21 protein-coding genes and 1 pseudogene are annotated in these 18,947 nt (G+C 70.6%); 5 read left to right on the forward strand and 17 right to left on the reverse strand.

Translation table 11 applies throughout. The features are described 5' to 3' along the window. Positions 1–108 precede the first annotated feature (108 nt). Complete coding sequence (locus ACGFT1_RS03375; RefSeq protein ID WP_373907312.1) at positions 109–273, reverse strand: hypothetical protein; 165 nt, start codon at positions 271–273, stop codon at positions 109–111. Between the two features lie 339 nt (positions 274–612). On the opposite strand from ACGFT1_RS03375, the gene ACGFT1_RS03380 reads away from it, so the two are divergent. Beyond that, on the forward strand, positions 613–828 hold the full coding sequence (locus ACGFT1_RS03380) for a heavy-metal-associated domain-containing protein (protein ID WP_373907313.1): 216 nt from the start codon (positions 613–615) through the stop codon (positions 826–828). Positions 829–882: 54 nt separating this feature from the next. Here ACGFT1_RS03380 and ACGFT1_RS03385 read toward each other — a convergent pair whose 3' ends face one another. From ACGFT1_RS03385 to ACGFT1_RS03435, 11 genes are all read right to left on the reverse strand, one after another. Continuing rightward, a complete protein-coding gene (locus tag ACGFT1_RS03385; protein ID WP_373907314.1) occupies positions 883–1,701 on the reverse strand; it encodes an ABC transporter ATP-binding protein in 819 nt (272 codons plus the stop codon). Beyond that, complete coding sequence (locus tag ACGFT1_RS03390) at positions 1,698–2,771, reverse strand: FecCD family ABC transporter permease (RefSeq protein ID WP_373907315.1); 1,074 nt, start codon at positions 2,769–2,771, stop codon at positions 1,698–1,700. Before ACGFT1_RS03390 ends, ACGFT1_RS03385 begins: the two co-directional genes overlap by 4 nt. Before the next feature lie 2 nt (positions 2,772–2,773). Further along, positions 2,774–3,853, reverse strand: a complete 1,080-nt coding sequence (locus tag ACGFT1_RS03395) for an ABC transporter substrate-binding protein (protein WP_373907316.1) — start codon at positions 3,851–3,853, stop codon at positions 2,774–2,776. Between the two features lie 184 nt (positions 3,854–4,037). After that, positions 4,038–4,652, reverse strand: coding sequence for a sigma-70 family RNA polymerase sigma factor (locus ACGFT1_RS03400; RefSeq protein ID WP_373907317.1), 615 nt, complete (start codon positions 4,650–4,652; stop codon positions 4,038–4,040). Between the two features lie 179 nt (positions 4,653–4,831). Then, positions 4,832–5,530 (reverse strand): hypothetical protein, encoded by a 699-nt coding sequence (locus ACGFT1_RS03405; protein ID WP_373907318.1) that lies wholly within the window; start codon positions 5,528–5,530, stop codon positions 4,832–4,834. A 166-nt stretch (positions 5,531–5,696) separates the two neighbouring features. Next, a complete protein-coding gene (locus ACGFT1_RS03410; RefSeq protein ID WP_373907319.1) occupies positions 5,697–6,179 on the reverse strand; it encodes a copper chaperone PCu(A)C in 483 nt (160 codons plus the stop codon). Between the two features lie 35 nt (positions 6,180–6,214). Continuing rightward, positions 6,215–8,488 (reverse strand): heavy metal translocating P-type ATPase, encoded by a 2,274-nt coding sequence (locus ACGFT1_RS03415; protein ID WP_373907320.1) that lies wholly within the window; start codon positions 8,486–8,488, stop codon positions 6,215–6,217. Then, positions 8,488–8,736: a hypothetical protein gene (locus ACGFT1_RS03420; RefSeq protein WP_373907321.1), complete on the reverse strand. Its 249-nt coding sequence runs from the start codon at positions 8,734–8,736 to the stop codon at positions 8,488–8,490. The genes ACGFT1_RS03415 and ACGFT1_RS03420 overlap by 1 nt, the downstream gene beginning before the upstream one ends. Positions 8,737–8,925: 189 nt before the next feature. Further along, entirely contained in the window at positions 8,926–9,666 is a 741-nt protein-coding gene (locus ACGFT1_RS03425; protein WP_373907322.1) for a YcnI family protein, read from the reverse strand. Positions 9,667–9,704: 38 nt separating this feature from the next. Beyond that, positions 9,705–10,304, reverse strand: coding sequence for a hypothetical protein (locus tag ACGFT1_RS03430; RefSeq protein WP_373907323.1), 600 nt, complete (start codon positions 10,302–10,304; stop codon positions 9,705–9,707). Between the two features lie 213 nt (positions 10,305–10,517). Further along, positions 10,518–11,021 (reverse strand): CGNR zinc finger domain-containing protein, encoded by a 504-nt coding sequence (locus ACGFT1_RS03435; protein WP_373907324.1) that lies wholly within the window; start codon positions 11,019–11,021, stop codon positions 10,518–10,520. A gap of 107 nt (positions 11,022–11,128) precedes the next feature. Between ACGFT1_RS03435 and ACGFT1_RS03440 the strand changes: the two genes are divergently transcribed. Next, positions 11,129–12,010 carry an alpha/beta fold hydrolase gene (locus ACGFT1_RS03440; RefSeq protein ID WP_373907325.1) on the forward strand — a complete coding sequence of 294 codons (882 nt, stop codon included), beginning with the start codon at positions 11,129–11,131 and terminating at the stop codon, positions 12,008–12,010. A 153-nt stretch (positions 12,011–12,163) separates the two neighbouring features. Here the strand turns inward: ACGFT1_RS03440 and ACGFT1_RS03445 are convergent, their stop codons facing one another. Continuing rightward, positions 12,164–12,430 carry a transposase family protein gene (locus ACGFT1_RS03445; protein WP_373907326.1) on the reverse strand — a complete coding sequence of 89 codons (267 nt, stop codon included), beginning with the start codon at positions 12,428–12,430 and terminating at the stop codon, positions 12,164–12,166. 278 nt (positions 12,431–12,708) lie between these two features. On the opposite strand from ACGFT1_RS03445, the gene ACGFT1_RS03450 reads away from it, so the two are divergent. Next, the gene (locus ACGFT1_RS03450; RefSeq protein WP_373907327.1) at positions 12,709–13,695 is read left to right on the forward strand and encodes a helix-turn-helix domain-containing protein; all 987 of its coding nucleotides are present in this window, start codon (positions 12,709–12,711) and stop codon (positions 13,693–13,695) included. A 651-nt stretch (positions 13,696–14,346) separates the two neighbouring features. Next, a complete protein-coding gene (locus ACGFT1_RS03455; RefSeq protein WP_373907328.1) occupies positions 14,347–14,778 on the forward strand; it encodes a hypothetical protein in 432 nt (143 codons plus the stop codon). Positions 14,779–14,913: 135 nt separating this feature from the next. On the opposite strand, the gene ACGFT1_RS03460 is transcribed toward ACGFT1_RS03455, so the two are convergent. Both ACGFT1_RS03460 and ACGFT1_RS03465 read right to left on the reverse strand, forming a co-directional pair. Beyond that, entirely contained in the window at positions 14,914–15,510 is a 597-nt protein-coding gene (locus ACGFT1_RS03460; RefSeq protein WP_373907329.1) for an NADPH-dependent F420 reductase, read from the reverse strand. Positions 15,511–15,551: 41 nt separating this feature from the next. Further along, positions 15,552–16,370 carry an inositol monophosphatase gene (locus tag ACGFT1_RS03465; protein ID WP_373907330.1) on the reverse strand — a complete coding sequence of 273 codons (819 nt, stop codon included), beginning with the start codon at positions 16,368–16,370 and terminating at the stop codon, positions 15,552–15,554. A 140-nt stretch (positions 16,371–16,510) separates the two neighbouring features. Between ACGFT1_RS03465 and ACGFT1_RS03470 the strand changes: the two are divergent. Next, positions 16,511–16,648: pseudogene (locus tag ACGFT1_RS03470) on the forward strand (LysR family transcriptional regulator); the annotation flags it as partial. 44 nt (positions 16,649–16,692) lie between these two features. Here the strand turns inward: ACGFT1_RS03470 and ACGFT1_RS03475 are convergent. Further along, the gene (locus ACGFT1_RS03475) at positions 16,693–18,201 is read right to left on the reverse strand and encodes a GMC family oxidoreductase (protein WP_373907331.1); all 1,509 of its coding nucleotides are present in this window, start codon (positions 18,199–18,201) and stop codon (positions 16,693–16,695) included. A 119-nt stretch (positions 18,202–18,320) separates the two neighbouring features. Beyond that, on the reverse strand, positions 18,321–18,587 hold the full coding sequence (locus ACGFT1_RS03480) for a hypothetical protein (protein WP_373907332.1): 267 nt from the start codon (positions 18,585–18,587) through the stop codon (positions 18,321–18,323). Positions 18,588–18,947 lie beyond the last annotated feature (360 nt).

Below are 18,947 nucleotides of genomic sequence, written 5' to 3' on the forward strand. Positions count from 1 at the left end.
GGTGGGCTGCCGGACGGCAGCCTCGTCCCACAAGTCGGAAGAGATCGCACACGAGTTCCCGGGTGCGTCCAGAAATCATGGCGGGCAGGCTGAAACTGCCCGCGCCGATCAGTCGCGGTGGCCGCCGCGTACCGGCTTGCCCGACATGGCCGACCCCACCAGCAGGTACAGCAGCGCGCAGAGGATCAGCCCGGTGGCACAGCCGACAGCCGCGCCGAACGCTCCATCGACGACGGAGCCCAGCCAGCCGTGCCCGGCTACGAGAACGGCCACGGTGGCCGCGAGCAGCGGCCAGGCTCCCCCGTCGATCCGCGCCCGGCCGCGCCGGATCGTCCTGGGCTCAGGGTCCCAAGGCCATGCCGTGTGGGACCGCCGTGCACGTCGCGCCGGAGCGGCGCCATCCGACCGCCCTCCCCGCGGTGCTGAACACGCCCTCTGCCCGGTGCGTGCCGCGGAGGGTTCCTTCCCTGCCGCCGGACATCGAATCGGCATGCCTACTTGGGCTCCACGCTCCGCTCAGCCGGCTGCTGAGGCGACGGCGTCGGCCTGAACGTCCGCGTTCGGGCATCCGTACGCCGCGCCGAAGTCCTGTCCGCATGCAGGAGTCGCGCCATGGACCAGAAGCAGTACAACGTCACGGGTATGAGCTGTGAGCACTGCGCGGCGAGCATCAGGGAAGAGGTCACCGAGGTACCCGGGGTGAGCGAGGTCGTGGTCGACCTCGCCGCCAACGCCGTCACCGTGGACGGCACGGACCTTGACGACGAGCGGCTGCGTGCCGCGATCGTCGAGGCCGGGTACGGCATCGCCGACTCGACGGCCGCCTGATCCATGCTTCCGGACGAGCGGGCAGGACGCGACCGTCGCCCTGCCCGAGCCCGTTCATCCCCGTGTGGGGGTCTCCAGCGGTACGGCCGTCGATGCCTCGTCCGCCGGCGTTCGGTGGTCGAAGGCGATGAGCGGGTCACCGGTCAGGGGATGGTCGACAACCGCCGCGCGCACCCCGAACACCTCCGCCATCAGCGCGGGCGTAAGGACCTCGCGCGGCGGGCCGGAGGCGACGACCGCTCCCTCGTGCAGGACGTGGAGACGGTCGCAGACGGAGGCAGCCGCGTTGAGGTCGTGCAGCGACACCAGTGTCGTACGGCGCTGGACGCGCAGGAGCGCGAGCAGGTCGACCTGGTGGCGGATGTCGAGGTGGTTGGTCGGTTCGTCCAGCACCAGGACGTCCGGGTTCTGCGCGAACGCCCTTGCCAGCAGGACGCGTTGGCGCTCCCCGCCGGACAGGGCCGTGAAGCGGCGCCCGGCCTGCTCCGCCATGCCGACGCCGGTCAGGGCGCGGGCGACGATGTCGCGGTCGGTGGCGTCCTCCCCGGCGAAGGCCCGCTTGTAGGGAGTGCGGCCCATCGCGACGACCTCGCGCACGGTCAGTTCGAAGTCGCTCCCGCGCTCCTGTGGCAGGGCGGCCACGTGCCGCGCCGACTGGAGCGCGGTCATCTCGCGCAGGTCGGTGCCGGCGAGCAGGACCCGCCCGGCGACGGGCTTGAGGTGGCGGTAGACGGTGCGCAGGAGAGTGGACTTGCCGCTGCCGTTCGGGCCGACCAGGCCGGTGATCTCGCCCTCGGCCGCGACGAGATGGGCACCGGCGACGACCGTACGGCCGGCGTAGGCGACGTGCAGGTCCTCGATGTCGATCCTCAACTGCCGCTCCCCAGGCGCCGGTCCAGCAGATACAGCAGGGCCGGAGCTCCGAGCAGCGAGGTGACCACGCCGACCGGCAGCTCCTGCGTGTCCATCGCCGTACGGCAGACGGTGTCGACAACCACCAGCAGCAGAGCGCCGAACAGTGCAGAAACGGGTAGCAGGCGCCGGTGGTCGCCGCCGACCACCAGGCGGCAGACGTGCGGCACCATCAGCGCCACGAACGCGATCGCGCCGGAGACGGCCACCAGGACGCCGGTGAGCACGCTGGTGACGGTGAACAGCTCGCGGCGCAGCCGGGTGACATCGATGCCGAGTCCGGCGGCCGTCTCGTCGCCCATCAGCAGGGCGTTCAGGCCCCGGGCGCGCGCCTGGAGCCACAGCAGGGCGGCGGGTACGGCGACGGCGGGTACCGCGAGCAGCTCCCAGGTCGCTCCGCTGAGGCTGCCCATGAGCCAGAACAGGACGCTGTGGGTCTGCTGCTCGTCCCCGGCCCGCAGCACCAGGTAGCTGGTGAACCCGGAGAGGAACTGGCCGATCGCGACCCCGGCCAGCACCAGCCGCAGCGGCGCGAACCCTCCCCCACGTCGGGCCACCACCCACACCAGCGCGAACGTCGCCAGCGCGCCGGCGAAAGCAGCCCCGGACAACCCCAGTCCCAGCGCCCCGCCCGCGCCGAGGCCGAGGACGATCGCGGCGACCGCGCCGAGGGAGGCGCCGTTGGAGATACCCAGCAGATAGGGGTCGGCCAGCGGGTTGCGCACCAGCGCCTGGACGGCCGTACCGACGACCCCGAGGCCGGAGCCGACGAGGGCGGCGAGCAGGGCGCGAGGAACTCGGAGTTGCCAGATGATGAGGTCGTCCGTGCCAGGGCGCGGCGCCTCGCCGGAGAGCCGCCGCCACACCACGCTCCAGACCTCGCCGGACGGGATGGAGGTCGAGCCCCGGGCCACGGCCGCCGTCAGCCCGGCCAGCAGCGCCACGGTCAGAACCGCCGCCAGCGGACCGGCGGGCAGGCTGCCGCGCTCCTGATCAGCCGGGGCTTTCCGGCGCACCAGGGTGAAGGCCACGATCAGGCGACCTTGCCCGGGTAGAGGGTCTTGGCGATGGCCTCGACCGTGTCGGCGTTCTCGACTCCGGCGATGGTGGTCTGCTCGGAGCCGATGCGCAGGAAGTGGCCCTCCTTGACCGCCTTCAGCCCCTTGGTGGCGGGGTTCGACTTCAGCCACTGCTCGGCCTCGTCGAACGCCTTCTGGTTCGCCGCCTCGCCGCCCCTGTCACGCACCCCGAGCTGGATCCAGTCCGGGTTCCTGGCGATGACGTCCTCCCAGCCGACCTGCTTGTAGTCGCCGTCGCAGTCGGCGAAGACGTTGCGGGCTCCGGCCAGGGTGATCACGGCGTTGGCGACCTGGCGGTTGCAGGTGACGCTGGGCTGCTTCGTACCGGCGTCGTAGTCGAAGAAGAAGTACGTCGGCCGCTTGCTCTCCGCCGTACCGCCGACCGCCTTCCGGACGGCGCCCACCTTCCCCTTCATCCCGGCGACGAGTTTCCGCGCCTGCGCACTCGTGCCGGTGACCGCGCCGAGGGAGGTGATGTCGGCCTCGACAGCGGACAGATCGGTCACCGGGGTCCTGCTCTGCGCCGCGCACGCGGTGGACTTCAGGTAGATGTGCTTGATCCCTGCCGCCTGGAACTCCTCCGCCGTCGGCGCGTCCCCCATCCCTGAGCCGCCCATGCCCCCCATGGAGGCGAAGGTGTCGATGTACAGGTCGGCGCCGGAGCCGAGAAGCTTCTCCTTCGGGATCACGGCCTGGCCGAGCACCTTGACGTTCTGCGCCTGTGCGTCGAGCGTGCCGGGCAACGTGCCCTTGCCGGGCGGGAAGCCGGTGCCGATCACCTGGTCGCCGGCGCCGAGGCGGAGCAGCAGCTCCAGGCTGGAGGCGTTGCTGGTGACGATTCTCTTCGGGGCGCTGGAGAAGGTGGTCCTGGCGCCCGTGCAGTCCGTGACGGACACCGGGTAGCCGCCGGAAACCGCCTTCCCAGCCTGCCCCGCGTTCCCGTTCGCCGTGTCCTTCCCCCCGCCGCCGCAGCCCGCCACCAGCAGCCCGCCAAGCATGACGGCCGCGGTACCGCCCCACACACGAGAACGCATCGAACAACTCCCGGATCCACTCGGTACACGGGCGAGCCTTCGCCACCCGCTCCAGTAGTCGGAGTGAAAGCGCCCTGAGTTCCCGGCCAGTCGGCGATCCGGCTCAGGCGAACCGCTCCCGGTGCTCCAGCGACGAGGGTGCCGGTGCCGTTCTTCCAGCCGGCACCGGCACCCTCCCTGAGCGTCAGGCCGCCAGCGCGGCAGGCTGGTCCGCATCCTCCAGCAGGTCCATGAGCGTCGCGCGGGCCCGGGCCACGCGGGAGCGGACCGTGCCGATCGGGCAGTCGCTCACCTCGGCGGCCTCCGCATACGGCAGGCCGAGCAGCTGCGTGAGGGTGAACGCCTCCCGACGGTCGTCGGGCAGCGACGCCAGCAGATCCAGCAGGGCGATGCCGTCGTCGAAGCCGGGCAGGTCGCACGGCTGGGCCAGTTCGGCGGCCAGCTGCCAGTCCGGTACGTCCGACAACCGGGGACGGGCGGCAGCGTGCCGATAGCTGTCGATCACCGCTCGGCGGGCGATGGACAGCAGCCAGGCCCGGGCCGAGGAACGCCCTTCGAAGCGGTGCAGGCTGCCGAGCGCCCGCAGGAACGTGTCCTGGGCGAGATCGTCAACGGCCTGCGGATCGCCGCACAGATGGGCGACGTAGCGCTGGACGTCGCGGTGCAGGGCGCGCACGAACTGCTCGACCGCCTGCGCGTCACCGCCGCGGGCGGCCAGCGCCCATGCGGTGATCGATTCGTCGAGCGCCGCCGGGATGTCGCTCCGGGTGCGCGAGGTGGGCAGGGCAGAGGTATTCACGTGGTGTCCTTCTCGGGTCAACCGTGTTCCGGACCTGGGCGCGCCGAAGTGCGCGGTCCGGTGAAAGTGCGGGAGACGGCCCTACGACGTGGCTGTGGCGCTACAACGCCTGTGCGGTCGTACGGCTGTGGCCCGGGGCGCACACGGGTAGCCGGGCGGCCTCGGGAAACCAGCTGTCTTCAGCCGACAGCCGTTCCCACGGGCGGCCCCCGAGAAGTGATCGCGTGGACGAGGAGGAGGAGACGCGGCGCCCGGTCCGAGCGGCGGCGCCGCAGGCGGGCGCGTGGGCGGTCGGGGGTGGCGGGCAGGGCGAGCAGCAGCCGCAGCGGCGCCGCCAGCCATCCGGCCGTTGCCCGAAGGATCCGGAAGGCGGCCTTCTCGCCGTACGCCAGCCACAGGCCGCACAGCACCGCGGCGAGCAGGTGCGCGGCGAGCATGCCGAACGACGACGAACCACCGTTCATGGAGTGCCCCATGTGGTCCATGGGGCTCATTCCCGTGTGGTGCATAGGCATGGCGCCCATGTCCATGGAGCCCATCGGCATCGAGTCCATGTCCGTGGAGCTGTCCATGGAGCCCATGCCGCTCATGTCCATGGAGGCGGAGCCGTCGGACGTGCCGGACGTCGACTGGGCGTAGGCGAACGCCTCGTGCAGCGCCGCCTGGGCGGCGACCATGACCGTCACGATCAACGGCAGCCCGCGCTCACGCCCCGCCAGACACCAGCCCACGAACCCGGTCACGGCACCGCCTGCCGCCAGCGCCCACGCCGGCACGTCGCTGCCCGACATCAGGACGTGGCCCAGGGCAGCAAGCAGCACGCACATGGCCGCGAACACCGCGGCCCGTATCGCGCGAGCACACCACCCTGCTGTCATGGCGCCTCATCCTCGCATCCGGGCTTCGGTCGTCATGCGTGGGTACGGACATCCACGGGGGACCGTACTCAATCCGCAGGATGTGATCCAGACCACGGCAACCTGCTGGAACTCGACGGCACTCTGCCCCGACGTCCAGGAGAGGACTTCTCCGCACTCAGGAGGATCATGGACCGCTGTCGCTCGGCCGGATCACGACCGCGATCGTCTCGACCGGTGCGCTGCGCGCGAAGTGCAGCGTGAACGGCACGAGGTCACCCGCCCGCCAGCCGGCCCCCGCCCGCAGCGTCGCGTCCACTCCGCTCGGCGACATGGACAGCACGCCGCCCGCAGGGACAGCGGCCGCGGTCACGTCCGCCTTGTAGGCGGCCCAGCCGCCCAGCATGCGGTGCCCGCTGAGGGTGATCCGGCCGTGCGTGACGGTGGACGTCACGTTCACCAGGCGGTCGTCCGCGCCACCGACGTTGGCGATGTCAAAGAGCGCCGCGGTGTCCGTGCTGTCCCCGTACGGCAGGAGGACCCGCCCGTTCGAGACGGTGATCCGGGCCGGGCTGCCCGCCTTCCCGGCCCCGACCCAGGTCGTGAGCCCGCCCAGGGCGAGGCTGCACGCGGCCACGGGAGAGAGCGCAGCGAGGAGGGTGTCGGCCATTCGGCGGCGAGTGGGTCGCCAGAGATGCTGCTCGGTCATCGGGTACGCCTCCGGGTGGGGCCGGGCGCGGGCTGCCAGGCGCGCAGCCGCAGGCTGTTGCCCACGACCAGCAGCGAACTCACCGACATCGCCGCCGCGGCGAGCATCGGATCGAGCAGGCCGACCATGGCGAGCGGGACGGTCACGACGTTGTAGCCGAAGGCCCAGACGAGGTTGGCCCGGATCGTGCCCAGCGTGCGCCGGGCCAGCCGGACCGCGTCCGGCAACGCCTCGATGTCCCCGCGTACCAACGTCACGTCGGCGGCCCCGATGGCCACGTCCGTGCCGCTGCCCATGGCGATGCCCAAGTCTGCTCCGGCCAGGGCCGCGGCGTCGTTCACTCCGTCACCGATGACCGCGACGCGGTAGCCCCTCTCCTGCAGGTCCCGTACGAGGTCGGCCTTGGCCTCGGGAGTGCAGCGGGCGTGCACCTCGTCGATGCCCAGAGCCGCGGCCACGGCCTGCGCCGGTGCCTCACGGTCACCGGTGGCGAGCACCGGCCGTACGCCGAGGCGCCGCAGCCGGTCCACGGCCCGGTAGCTGCCGGGCCGCACCACGTCCCCGACCTCGATCAGGGCCTCGGCCACGCCGTCCACCCGGACGAGGACGGGCGTGCGGGCGGCGGCCTCGGCCACTGACAGCGCGTCTGCCAGGGCTGTGGGCAATTCGCCGTCGGGGGCGAGGACTTCCACCAGCCGACCCTCGACCAGGCCGCGCACGCCCCGCCCCGGCGCGGCGGCGAACTCACGCACGTCCGGCAGCGGCCCCTCGGGCAGTTCCCGCCGGGCGTGGGAAGCGATCGCCCGGCCCAGGGGATGCTCCGAGCCGTGCTCGACGGCACCGGCCAGTCGCAGCTCCACCTCCCTGCCGAGCCCGGCCGGTACAGCCGTGACCCGGGTGACGGCCATGTGGCCGGAGGTGAGCGTGCCGGTCTTGTCCAGGACGACCGTGTCGATGTGCTGGAGCCCCTCCAGAGCCTGGGGTCCGCTGACCAGGACGCCCAGTTGGGCACCGCGGCCGGTCGCGGCCATCAGCGCGGTCGGCGTGGCCAGGCCGAGCGCGCACGGGCAGGCCACGACCAGCACAGCTACGCACGCGGTGACGGCGGCCTGTGGGTCGGCCCCGGCACCGAGCCAGAAGCCGAGGCAGGTGACGGCCAGCGTCAGCACCACAGGGACGAACACCCCGGCCACCGTGTCGGCCAGCCGCTGCGCCCGTGCCTTTCCGGCCTGGGCCTCGGTCACCAGCCGGGTGATCCGGGCGAGCTGGGTGTCGGCGCCGACGGCCGTGGCCTTCACCAGCAGCAGCCCGCCGGCGTTGACGGCGCCGCCGACCACCTCAGAACCCGGCCCGACCTGGACCGGCTCGCTCTCCCCGGTGACCAGGGACAGATCGACGTCCGAACTGCCCTCCACGACCTGCCCGTCGGTGGCCACGCGCTCCCCTGGCCGCACGACGAAGACCTGTCCCGCCCCCAACCGCTCGATAGGAACGAGCCGTTCCTCGTCGCCTTCGCAGATCGTCACCTCTTTGGCGGCGAGTTGGGCCAGTGATCTGAGCGCGGCCCCGGTCCCGCGCCGGGCCCGCGCCTCCAGGAAGCGCCCCGCCAGGACGAACAGCGGTACGCCGACGGCCGCTTCGAGATAGAGGTGCGCCGCGCCGTCCGAAGCCGAGGGCACCAGAGTGAACGGCATCCGCATGCCGGGCTCCCCGGCGCCGCCGAGGAAGAGCGCGTAGGCGGACCAGGAGAAGGACGCCACCACACCCAGCGACACCAGGGTGTCCATGGTCGCCGCCGCATGCCGAAGCCCGCGCGCCGCACGCACATGGAAGGGCGACGCGCTCCAGACGGCGACCGGCGCGGCCAGCACGAGGCACAGCCACTGCCAGTTACGGAACTGCAGGGCGGGCACCATCGACAGGACGAGCACGGGCACGGCGAGCAGCGCGGTGATCAGCAGCCGGTCCCGCTCCTTGCGAGCATCCTCGGACTCGCCCGCGTCCGTGACCTCGCGCGTCTCGGGCTGTTCGGGTGTTTCGGGAAGGGCAGCCGTGTAGCCGGCCTTCTCGACGACGGCGACGAGTTCCTCGGGGTTGATCCCGGGTGGGTGGTTCACACGCGCCCGTCCAGTGGCCAGATTGACGGTCGCCGTGACCCCGTCCAGCTTGCCGAGCTTCTTCTCGACGCGCCTCACACAGGCCGCGCAGGTCATGCCACCGACGGTCAGGTCGGTCGTCACCAGGTCCACGGCCACTGGTTCCCCGCCCATCAGTGGCCACCCCCGTGCATGTCCCCCATGTCGTCCGTGCCGCCGCCCCCGCCGGGGCCACCGTCCCCCCGGCTCGTGCCTGTGCCGTGCATGCCGGGCGCGACGGGTCCTGCGGCGGCACCGACGGCGTACGACACCGTGAACACCAGCGCCAGCAGGAGAAGGAATCCGCACAGGGCGGGCGGAGGAACCAGCTTCCGCGGCACCGCACCCGCGCCGGAGGAAGAGGATTGCCGGGACTCATCCATAAAAGGCGTCTCCAGATCACGTCGTACGGCGTCGGCCGGATCGCGCCGTACTGCATCAGGAGTCGGAGCCGCCGGGGGGCGAGTTCCGGAGCAACATGTGGTCCGCGTCACGTGAGGGACGACTGTGCCGGGGGTCGCGGCAACGGAACGATGCCCTGCCGACGGCTACCGTCGGCAGGGCAGGTTGCGCTACTCCGCCTGGGACCCGGCGGAACGGCCGCGCACGACGGCAAAGCCCGCCGCTACCAGGCCCAGCACGCCGACGACCAGCCCGGCGATGCCGAGACCGCGGGCCGTCGAATCGCTGGCCGAGGCCGTCGACTTGACGCTCTCGGAGCCCTTCGAAGCCGCCGCCGAGGCGGTCGAAGCACCACCACCGTCCTCTGCGCCCTTGGCGGTGAGCTTGAGCACGGGCGCCGGGTCCTCCGGCTCCTGGCCGCCCTGTGCCTCCTCGATCCAGCGGACGGTCTTGCCGTCGGAGTACGTCTGCAGGGTCTTGAAGGCCAGCTGGTCGGTGTCATCGGGCAGCTGACCGAAGGCGACGTCGAAGTCCTCGTACTGGCCCGGCGCGATCTTGCCGCCGGTGAAGGTGATCTCGGATGCGGCGTCGGTGATGGTGCCGTCGTCGCTCTTGACGGGCGTCTTGAGCTTGGTGGTGGTGACCTTGGCGGTCCAGCCGTCCTGCGGGTGGACCAGCACGCCGAGGACGGGGTGGTCGGTGGGCAGGAAGACCTGGACCTTGGTGGTGGAGGCGTTGTCCTCCTCGTTCGGAACGCGGAAGGTCAGCAAGCCGTCGGTTGCGCCCTTGGCGTAGCTGTCGGGGTGGACGGTGACGTGCGCGGAGGCGACGCCCGCGGCAGCGAGGAGCCCGGCGGCGGTGAGGGCGGTGACGGCGCCGGCACGGCGCAGGGTGGTGCGGGTCCTGGACATGGTTCGGGATCTCCGTACGAAAGAAGGGATGTCGGGGGTCAGATCGCGCACGACAGCGCGTACGACATCCCCGTCGGCGGCCCCCGCCGGTGAACGGCGTACCGCAGCCGTACCTGCCGCAACATCCACGGCTCGCCGGCAGCCCGACGCACAAGCCCTGGCCCGGCCGGCGCCCGCCACGCCCCACCGGCGACCTGCCACCAGGCGGCAAGCCCCGGCACGAACACGACCGCCCACCGCAGCAGTGCCCACAGTGCCGCCTCGCCGCGCCGCAGCCACCAGGTCAGCAGCAGGGCCGCTCCGGCATGCGCGGCGGTGGCGTGCGGTGTCGGCGAATGGGCCGCACGGACCATCCGCATGCCGTGCATGACCATCGCGACGTGATGGGGCTCGGCGACGTCGAAGACAAGGTGCAACCCGACCTGGGCGGCCAGCGTCCCGGTGCCGATGGCGACCAGCGACCGCTCACGGCCACCCAGCAGACAGCCGACCGCGAAGACCGGCACGAAGCCGGCGGCCTGCACCCACACCGACGGCACCATCCCCGTGGCCACGGCATGTCCTCCGGCAGCGAGCAGCACGCACAGCACGGCGAACACCGCCGCACGCACGCTCCGCACCGCCAGGGACACACTCACGGCACCTGATGCTGCCACGCGCCCAAAGGGTCTATCCCCCGGCCCATCCCATGCATACGCATCACCGCCCGGGGAGCTGTTACCCGGTCGACCTGCCTCCTTCTTACGAGTCGGACGCGGGTGCCGTTCAGTTCCCGGCCACGTCGGCGAAATCGAAGCACCGGAAGCATCCCGAGGAGCACGAGCGCACACCTGGAGCTGATGATGCGCCCGTCAGGGCGTCGAAGCCTGACGGGCGCGCTCCTGGTGGCGGCGGGCCTTCAGGCGATTACCGCAGGTTTTCATCGAGCACCAGCGGGCGGTGTTGGCACGGCTGCGGTCGAGGAGGAAGAGGCGGCACTCGTCGTTGCCGCAGGGGCGCAGCCGACCGGGCCTGCGTTCCCGGACGCCGTACCAGACAAGCACCAGTTCCACCGCGAGTGTCCGCTCGGGTGGCACTTGGAGACGCCACCGCAGGCCCGACTCGCCGGCCTCGGGGAGCCGGCAGACGCCAGCGAGTATCCGCTGCAGCTCCGCCTCGGGCACCGGGCCGCGTGTGGCGGCCTGAAGCACGTCCCTCGCCGTCCGCAGCCAGTCGATCGCCGTTGCGTCACCGGGGCCGCCATGCTCCTGAGCCCACCGCCGCAGCCCGGCGTCATCGGCCCACAGATCCTGCGACCGGCCGTCCACCACGGGGGTGCTGTTCAGCGCCTCGAGCAGCGCTCCTTCGTCGATCATGTCCGCCCACCTCCCTGCCTAACCCCATCAATCGATTTGACAGGTTACCTCGCATCCGGTCCACTGAGGGCACAAGTAACCATCTCCAAGACCGTAGAAGGTTAGCCATGACTGAGATCCGCCATCAGTGCGCCACCGTGCACGGACACCGAATCTTCTACCGGGAGGCGGGACCCCGCGACGCGCCGGCTCTGGTGCTCCTGCACGGATTCCCCACCAGCTCGCGCATGTTCCGCCGCTTTATCCCGGAGCTCGCCGACCGGTTCCGCGTGATCGCCCCCGACCACCTCGGCTTCGGCCACTCCGACACCCCTCCCGCCGACACGTTCCCGTACACGTTCGACGCACTCACAGACATCACGGAGGCACTCCTGGCCGGACTCGGTGTCACCAGCTACGCCATGTACGTACAGGACTACGGCGCACCCATCGGGTGGCGGCTCGCGCTGCGCGACCCGGAGGCCATCACCGCGGTGATCAGCCAGAACGGCAACGCCTACGAGGATGGCTTCGTCCCTGAGTTCTGGGCGCCCGTGTGGGCCTACGCGAAGGACCCAGGGCCCGGGACGGAGCCGGCGGTCCGCACCGCCCTCGACCTGGACGCCATCCGCTGGCAGTACCTCCACGGGGTGGGTCGCCCCGAACTGGTCGACCCCGACACCTGGACGGCCGACCACCGCGACATCAGCCGCCCCGGCAATGACCTCGTACAGCTCGCCCTCTTCCGCGACTACGCCACCAACCCGCCCCTCTACCCGCAGGTGCACGCGTACTTCCGGGAAAGCCGCGTCCCGCTCCTTGCGGTGTGGGGAGCCGAGGACCTCATCTTCGGCCCTGACGGCGCGCGTGCCTTCGCGCGGGACCTGCCGGACGCCGAGATCCATCTGGTGCCCGGAGGCGGCCACTTCCTGCTGGAGAGTCACCTGGACAGCGCGGTCGGCTACATCCGGGACTTCCTGACCCGTACGTTGCCGGCGGCTCGGGTATGACAGGCAGAGCCGGCGGCCGGATAGGTACGCCGCCAACCGCCCGACGCGCCCCCCGCCCCGGCGGGGGGATGCAGGCCATCCCGGGGCCCGACTAGCGAGCAAAAGGGCTCCCCGTACGCAGCCAACCTAATCCGTCCCGAATGGTCGATTGCGTCAGCCAAGGTCCGCAGTGCTGACAGTGCAGCCTCGCTCGGTGAGCAGAGGCCGCACCTCGCTGATCGCGTGGATGATGGTCGAGCAGTCCACGCCGAACCAGCAGGCAAGAACCCCGTGCTCTGTCCCACGTCGGAGATGGACAAGCTTGGCCAGGAGCCGGTCGACGAACGCCATCCGGTGTTTCGCACCAGCGCCGACGGGCCGCTTCCGTGACCGCGAGGCGAGCCTGGGTTGATGCTCATCGCCCACCAGGCACAGGCCCATCAGGGGTCGCGTCTCGCGTTGCCGGACTGGGCGAACCGACCACCGCCTCGCGTACTCAGGCGATCAGCTCATCCAGCCGAACCAGAAGCATCAGCGCTGCCTCTCGACCGCTGCCATGCGGGCCGTCTGTAGGAAGATTGGCACAGTGCCCACATGAGCCATGGCGACGTCCTGCGGAACGTGATCACAACAGGATGGCGTTGAAGCAATGAGTACGAGATCGGAGAGGGATGCACAGTACTGGAGCGGAGGTCGACGGCGCGCGTGGGGTGTTCGCAGTGGACTCGACCGCCCCGGGCGCCGCACCGCGGGGACTGGACGTGTTCCGGCGCGGGTGGGAGACGCAGATCGGCGACGACGTCTTCCAACTTCCGGCCTTCAGCCCGGACACGATCGGTGACTTCCGGGTCAAGGGCAATGTGACCAAGGTGCACGGCGCGGCGATCGCCGACCTTCACGCCGCGTCGGCAACCCGGACTGCGGACGTTCAGGGCGGCGATCAGGATCTGGTTGCCATGTACGTAGTGCGGCGCGGCACATGGACATTGGGCGGCCCGCCCGGTTATGGCGACCAGGCCGTGTCGGCCGGGCGGTTCCTCGTCCGGCACCTCGGGCGCCTGACGGCCTTCGAGACGACGGCGCACCTCACGGCGAAGTTCCTTGTCCTGCCACCCGGCGAGCTCAAACCCCTGGTCGGGAACCGGGCCATCACAGGGCCGGCGGACTCGGCCGAGATGCGCTTGCTGACGGCCCTTACCAACATGATCCACAAAACCGTGGCCGACCTGGGCCCGGCTGGTGTGGCAGCTGCCCACGGCACCCTGATCGAGCTGGCCAAGGCGGTGGCGAAGGGCCGGTTCGACGACGTAGAACCCCGTCTGGCTCCCGCGCTCGCCCAGGCGGCCAAGGACCTCGCGGACCGTCGGCTCGCTGATCCCGAGCTTTCCCCGGCGATGCTTGCGCGTGAACTCAACGTCTCCGTCCGTACGTTGCACCGGGCATTCGCCGCGGTGGGCGAGCAGGTGACCACCTACATCCGCCACCGGCGACTGCACGAGGCGCGGCTCGCCCTTACCTCACCGTCAGGTCGCCTGAGCATCTCGGAACTCGCCGCGCACTGGCAGTTCGCGGACGGCAGTCACTTCACCCGAGCCTTCAAGAAGCACTACGGACAGACTCCCACCGAGTACGCCCGCTCGACCGGAGCAGCCTCGCTCTCGCCGGACCGGCACTCGCCGGGCCACGGGCCGGCCGAAAGCGTGTGACCGGAGGTACGACCGCAGTTCAGCGGATGCCGCCTACTCGTGTCCCAAGCAAGGCAGTGCGGCGCTGTGCGCGGCCTGGGCATCGACTGGAGGCTCGACGACCTGCATCACACGCGGGCCGCCGACAACGAAGGCTGGCCTCGATGCCAGCGGGCAGACCTGGATTACCGACGGTGCCGAGATCCAGGTCCGGAGACCGGCCGTCGGACGCAAGGACCGAGACAAGTTCATCTCCGACAAAGAAAGGCGGAACGCCGTCAAGGCAACGCTGCTCACAGCCAGGGGCGGCCGGGTGCTGTTCGGCAGTCCGACCAAGCCCGGAGGCCGCGCCGGCATCACCCATGCCCGCCAGTTGGGGCTGGTCAGGCTCCTTGTTGAGGGCCCCGCCGTAGAGATCGGCTGTCAGGGCCTGGGCGGGCGGACCGGAGCACGCGGGGTGACACCATTGGAACGAGGATGCCTTCGGCCCGACACAGGCGAACGCCCAGCCCTACCCAGGAGCTACGTCCCTCGCGGCTATCGACCTTTTCGCCGCCGATACCCACGAGCTGCTGGCAGCGGTCTTCGTCTCGACGACCGGGGGCTTCTTCGCCGCCTCGGTCGGAGTTTCCGCCCAAGGTAGCGGGACGTGGCTGGCGGGCAGCCTGCCGTGTGGACGTCGCCGACCACGCCCAGGCAGGTGCTGCCTCGGAAGACACCGAGTTCGTAGTGCACGGACCCGGTGTCGAGGGAACGGACCGAAAGGGCGATCTCACTACCCACACGCGTGCCGCCGACCATGATCACCTGTTCGAAGGTGAAGGAGGAGCGCCCGGCCTGGCGAACGCCGGTGTGCACCCGAACGCGGGAACCGGCCGGTCCAGCCGGAGCGAGCCGGCTGACCCGTCGGCCGACGAGCAGTATCTGGAACCGGCCGAACCCGCCCTTACCGATGTGGCGTTCGAAACGGTGCAGCCGCAGCCGAATCCGGGCGTCTTCCAGCCAGCGAGCCATGCCGATCGTGCTTGCCGAGCCGTCGCGGTCAAGATCAACCTGCCGCACCCGGACGTCGACCTGGACGCCAGGCGCTCTGATTTCAGATGAGTTCCTGCACGACGACCTCATGTCAACGTCAACTCCGCGACCAAGTCGGACAATGCCTGCCTCGATCGTGTCCCACCGGGAACCCATCCATGCCGGCGCCGGCTCCGGTCACCTGCAGCCGGCGCGACTCGACGGTCAGCGGGCGATCGAGACCGCGAAGGGGGTGAATCCGGTGGACCGGATGACGTGCGGGACGAACAGTATCGCGGCCTCCGTGGCGCGGGCGGTCTGGATGCCGCCGAGGTCGGTGATCCACTCCTTGCGCCAGCCGAGGTCGATGAGCAGTTCGCGGACGGTCTGCTTGGCCTGCGGGTCTTCGCCGGAGAGGAAGGCGTCGGGCGCCTGGGTGAGCGTGGCCGGCGCGGTCATCACCGGGAAGAGCATGGTGTTGAGTGTCTTGACGACGTGCGTTTCGGGGAGGGCTTCCTGGAGTTGTTCGGCGAGGCTCGAGCCGGGGTAGATGAGGTCGGCGGGCAGTCCGTCCGGTCCGTCGGTGGTGGCGTTGGAGACGTCGACGAGGATCTTGTCGCGCAGTTCCTCGCGCAGGGCGACGAGTCGGTCCAGGGAGCCGGCGCCCGGGGTGGCGTTGATGACGATCCGGGCCGTCCGGGCGGCGTCGGCGGCCGCGCCCGGCGCGCGGTCCGCGACGGTCACCTCATGCCCCGCCCGAGTGAGGGCTGTGGCCAGGTTGCCGCCGACGCGGCCGTTTCCGAGAACTGCGATCGTGGTCATGATGATCTGGTCCTTCCGTGGGTGCAGGTTGTAGTGCGCGGTCAGCGTGAAAGGGTGGCGACGGCTTCGGCGTGGACGCCGGGCGCGGCGGCCAGGAAGCTGGCGCTCTGCGGGGTCCAGGGGCGGCCCGCGGTGTCGGAGATCCGTCCGCCGGCCTCGGTGACGAGCAGCGCTCCGGGGAGCAGGTCGGCGCGGGCACCGGCGAACTGCCAGAAGGCGTCGATCCGGCCGGCGGCCACGTTCAGCAGGTGCAGGGTCGCGGGTACGGCGGCGCGGACGACGAGCGCGTCGAAGAGCATCGCGGTGATCGAGGAGCCGACGCGCCGCACGACGTCTTTGTCCTCGTCGGGCCGGGCCTGGCTGGTGGCCACGATGCTCAGGCCCAGCTCCGCGGTCGGGGAGACGCGCAGCGGCCGGCCGTCGAGGTGGGCGCCGGCGCCGGTGAGCGCGGTGTAGGTCTCGCCGGTCAACGGCAGGTGGACCGCGGTGAGCACGGGCTGGTTGTCACGCACGAGGGTGGCGGTCACCGCCCACTCCGGCAGGCCGTGCAGGTGGTTGACGTTGCCTTCGGCCGGATCCACGACCCACCACTCGCCGGACGGCAGCGCCCCGCCGTCCAGCTCGTCCTCCACCCAGCCGGCGTCCGGGCGCAGGCTCGAGAGGCGGGGACGCAGGATGTCGAGGGCCGTGTCGTCGTTGACGGCGAGCGCGCTCATCAGCTCCTCGCGGGTCTGGTAGCGGACCACCTTGCCGAAGCGCTCGCGCAGCGCCGACCCGGCCTCGCGCACGGCGATCGCGGTCTGCTCGAGCAGGTCGGCGTCGGAGGTCGCGCCGGCAGTGGTCTGAGGTGTTTCGGACATGATGGTGCTCCTGTTTGAGGAGGGGGGATGAGGCCGGGTCGGGGGCCGAACTGCGCGTTGCTTCTTGCGCTTTCGTCTCGAAGGTATAGAGCCCCACCATTAACTTCAAATGCATGTCAAGAACGGCAAGGGTTACTCACATGCAATTGGATTTGAACCTTCTCGCCGCGCTCGACGCACTGCCGGAGGAGGGAAGCCTGGCCGGTGCGGCCGCGCGTCTGCATGTCACCGCCACCGCGGTGAGCCGGAGTCTGGGCCGCATTCGGCGCACGTCCGGGGGAGGATGAACGCGTTGAGGAAGGGCCGTGGGCGCCGAGGAGGCTCAGTCGAGCAGTTCGGCGGCCCGTTCGGCGATGGCGTAGACGGTCGCGTTGGTGTTGGCCGAGGGGATGGACGGCATCACCGAGGCATCGGCGACTCGCAGTCCGGCCACCCCATGTACGCGAAGGTTCGCAGGGTCGACGACGCCATCGGCGTCGGTTCCCATGCGGCAGGTGCCGGTGAAGTGGAAGTAGGGGCCGGTGGCCTTGCGGATGAACTCGTCCACGGATTCGCCGCTCGTTCCGGAGCCCGGCACCGCTTCCTGCTTGCGCCAGTCGGCGAACGCGTCTGCCTCACCGATGCGGCGGGCCAGGGCCAGGCCCTTGCGCATGACCTCCAGGTCACGGTCGTCGCTCAGGTAGCCGGGGTCGACGACGGGAGCGCTGGCGGGATCGGCGTCCGCCAGGCGCACGGTGCCGCTGCTGTGCGGAGCCATCGCGGAGAAGGCGATGGAGTAGCCGTTGGCCGGCGGCTGGCCCCATGCCGACGGGAGCGGTGCGGCGACGATGTAGACCTGAAGGTCCGGCCGGGCCGCGACGGGGTCGCTGTACAGCAGGCCCATCATTTCGGCCGGAGGGTTGGCAGGAACGAACGGTACGGGCTGGAGGGCCTCGTACACCACGGCCGCCATCGGATGGTCCTGCAGATGGGAGCCCACTCCCGGCAGATCGGCGACGACATCGACGCCGTGTTCGTCAAGGTGTCGTGCCGGGCCGATCCCTGACAGCATCAGGAGGTGTGCGGAACCGATGGCTCCCGCGGTCAGTACCACCTCGGCGCTCTCGACGGACAGGTGCTCGCCACCCATGGTGTAGTCGACGCCGGTGCAGCGGCCCTCGGTGGTGCGCAGCCGCTGCACGGTCGCGTCCGTGACGACGTCCAGGTTCGGCCGGTCGAGGAACGGACGGATGTAGGCGTCGGCCGCGCTCTGGCGGGCGCCGCCGGGCAGATTCATGTCACTCCACCCGAACCCGGTCTCCAGCCCCCCGCCGATGTCATCGGCGCGTGTGAACCCAGCCTGCACCGCGGCGTCGACGCCTGCCGTGGCCAGGGGATGGGGTTCCGGGACCGGGGCGGCCACGACCAGTCCGTCTGTGCCCCGTACGGAGGCATCACGACCGCGAGTGCTCTCGCTGCGGCGGAAATAGGGCAGCAGATCGTCGAAACCCCAGCCCGGAGCACCGAGTCCGGGCCATGCGTCGTACCCGGAGCGGTGCCCCCGCAGGTGGTAGAGGCCGTTGACGCTCGACGATCCGCCGAGCGCCTTACCGCGCAGCACGTCAGCGGCCCTGCCTGTACCGGCCTGCACGGTTGAGGCGCCCAGCCAGAGGGATGACGGGTCGAAGCCCAGGAACCCCCATGGAGATGCCATCGCCTCGGTCGCGTCTCGGGCTCCCGCCTCCAGCAACAGCACCCGCACACCGGGGCGTTCCGAAAGCCGGGAGGCAATCACGCACCCCGCTGTCCCCGCTCCCACCACGACATAGTCATAAGGACTCTGGCCTATCATGTCTCCGCTTCCCACGGCGGCACTGTCCGGCCACCGGGTTTCAGGGCAATAGCTCCTCGAAGATCAAAGAGCTGATTGCTTGCATGTACTAAAGGGGCCGAAAGTTGGGATGGTTCTCTTCAGGTCGGCCCTGTGCCCTCGCTCGGCCGCCTCCGGGCTCCGGCGCGCGGAAGGCGTGGCACCGGCTGATCAACAGCGAGCGGGCTCCAGTGGAGCAGGCTGTCCGGATGCAGGCCGCGCGCGCTGCTGGTGCTGACGGACACCGAGGTGGCCCGGTGGCAGACGACCACCTTGATCCGGCGGCCCTGGGCACGCCCGGTTCGGCCATTGCCGATCAACCCGTTGGGGATGTCCATGTCGACGCCGGTACCTGCGATGACCGCCACGCGGCTGAACTTCTCTTGTCTCACGAGGTTCTTGTCCTTGGTGTGTACCCGTCCAGGAGCAGCCCGGGTTTCCCTTCTGCCGTCGAATCTTAGGAATACCGGCACGGCTCGTACTTGAACCTCCGCGACGTTCGTTCGGAACCTCAGCGCCATACGAGTGGCGAGACAGTCGGCGTCACACAGCACTGGGGCAGCTGCCCGTACGCGCCGACCGACTTCTTGCCCTGCCGCAGATGGCGCCCCCCTTCCCACCGACGACCACGTCGACCTGGGCCGGCAACGAGGACGGTAGGCGGACCCCCCAAGGCGCTACCGCGGCTCCCCGCCGGCACCACCTACCAAGATCCGGACCAGGTGCGG

It is taken from the genome of Streptomyces sp. Y20 (assembly GCF_043195475.1).
Classification (GTDB): Bacteria; Actinomycetota; Actinomycetes; order Streptomycetales; family Streptomycetaceae; genus Streptomyces.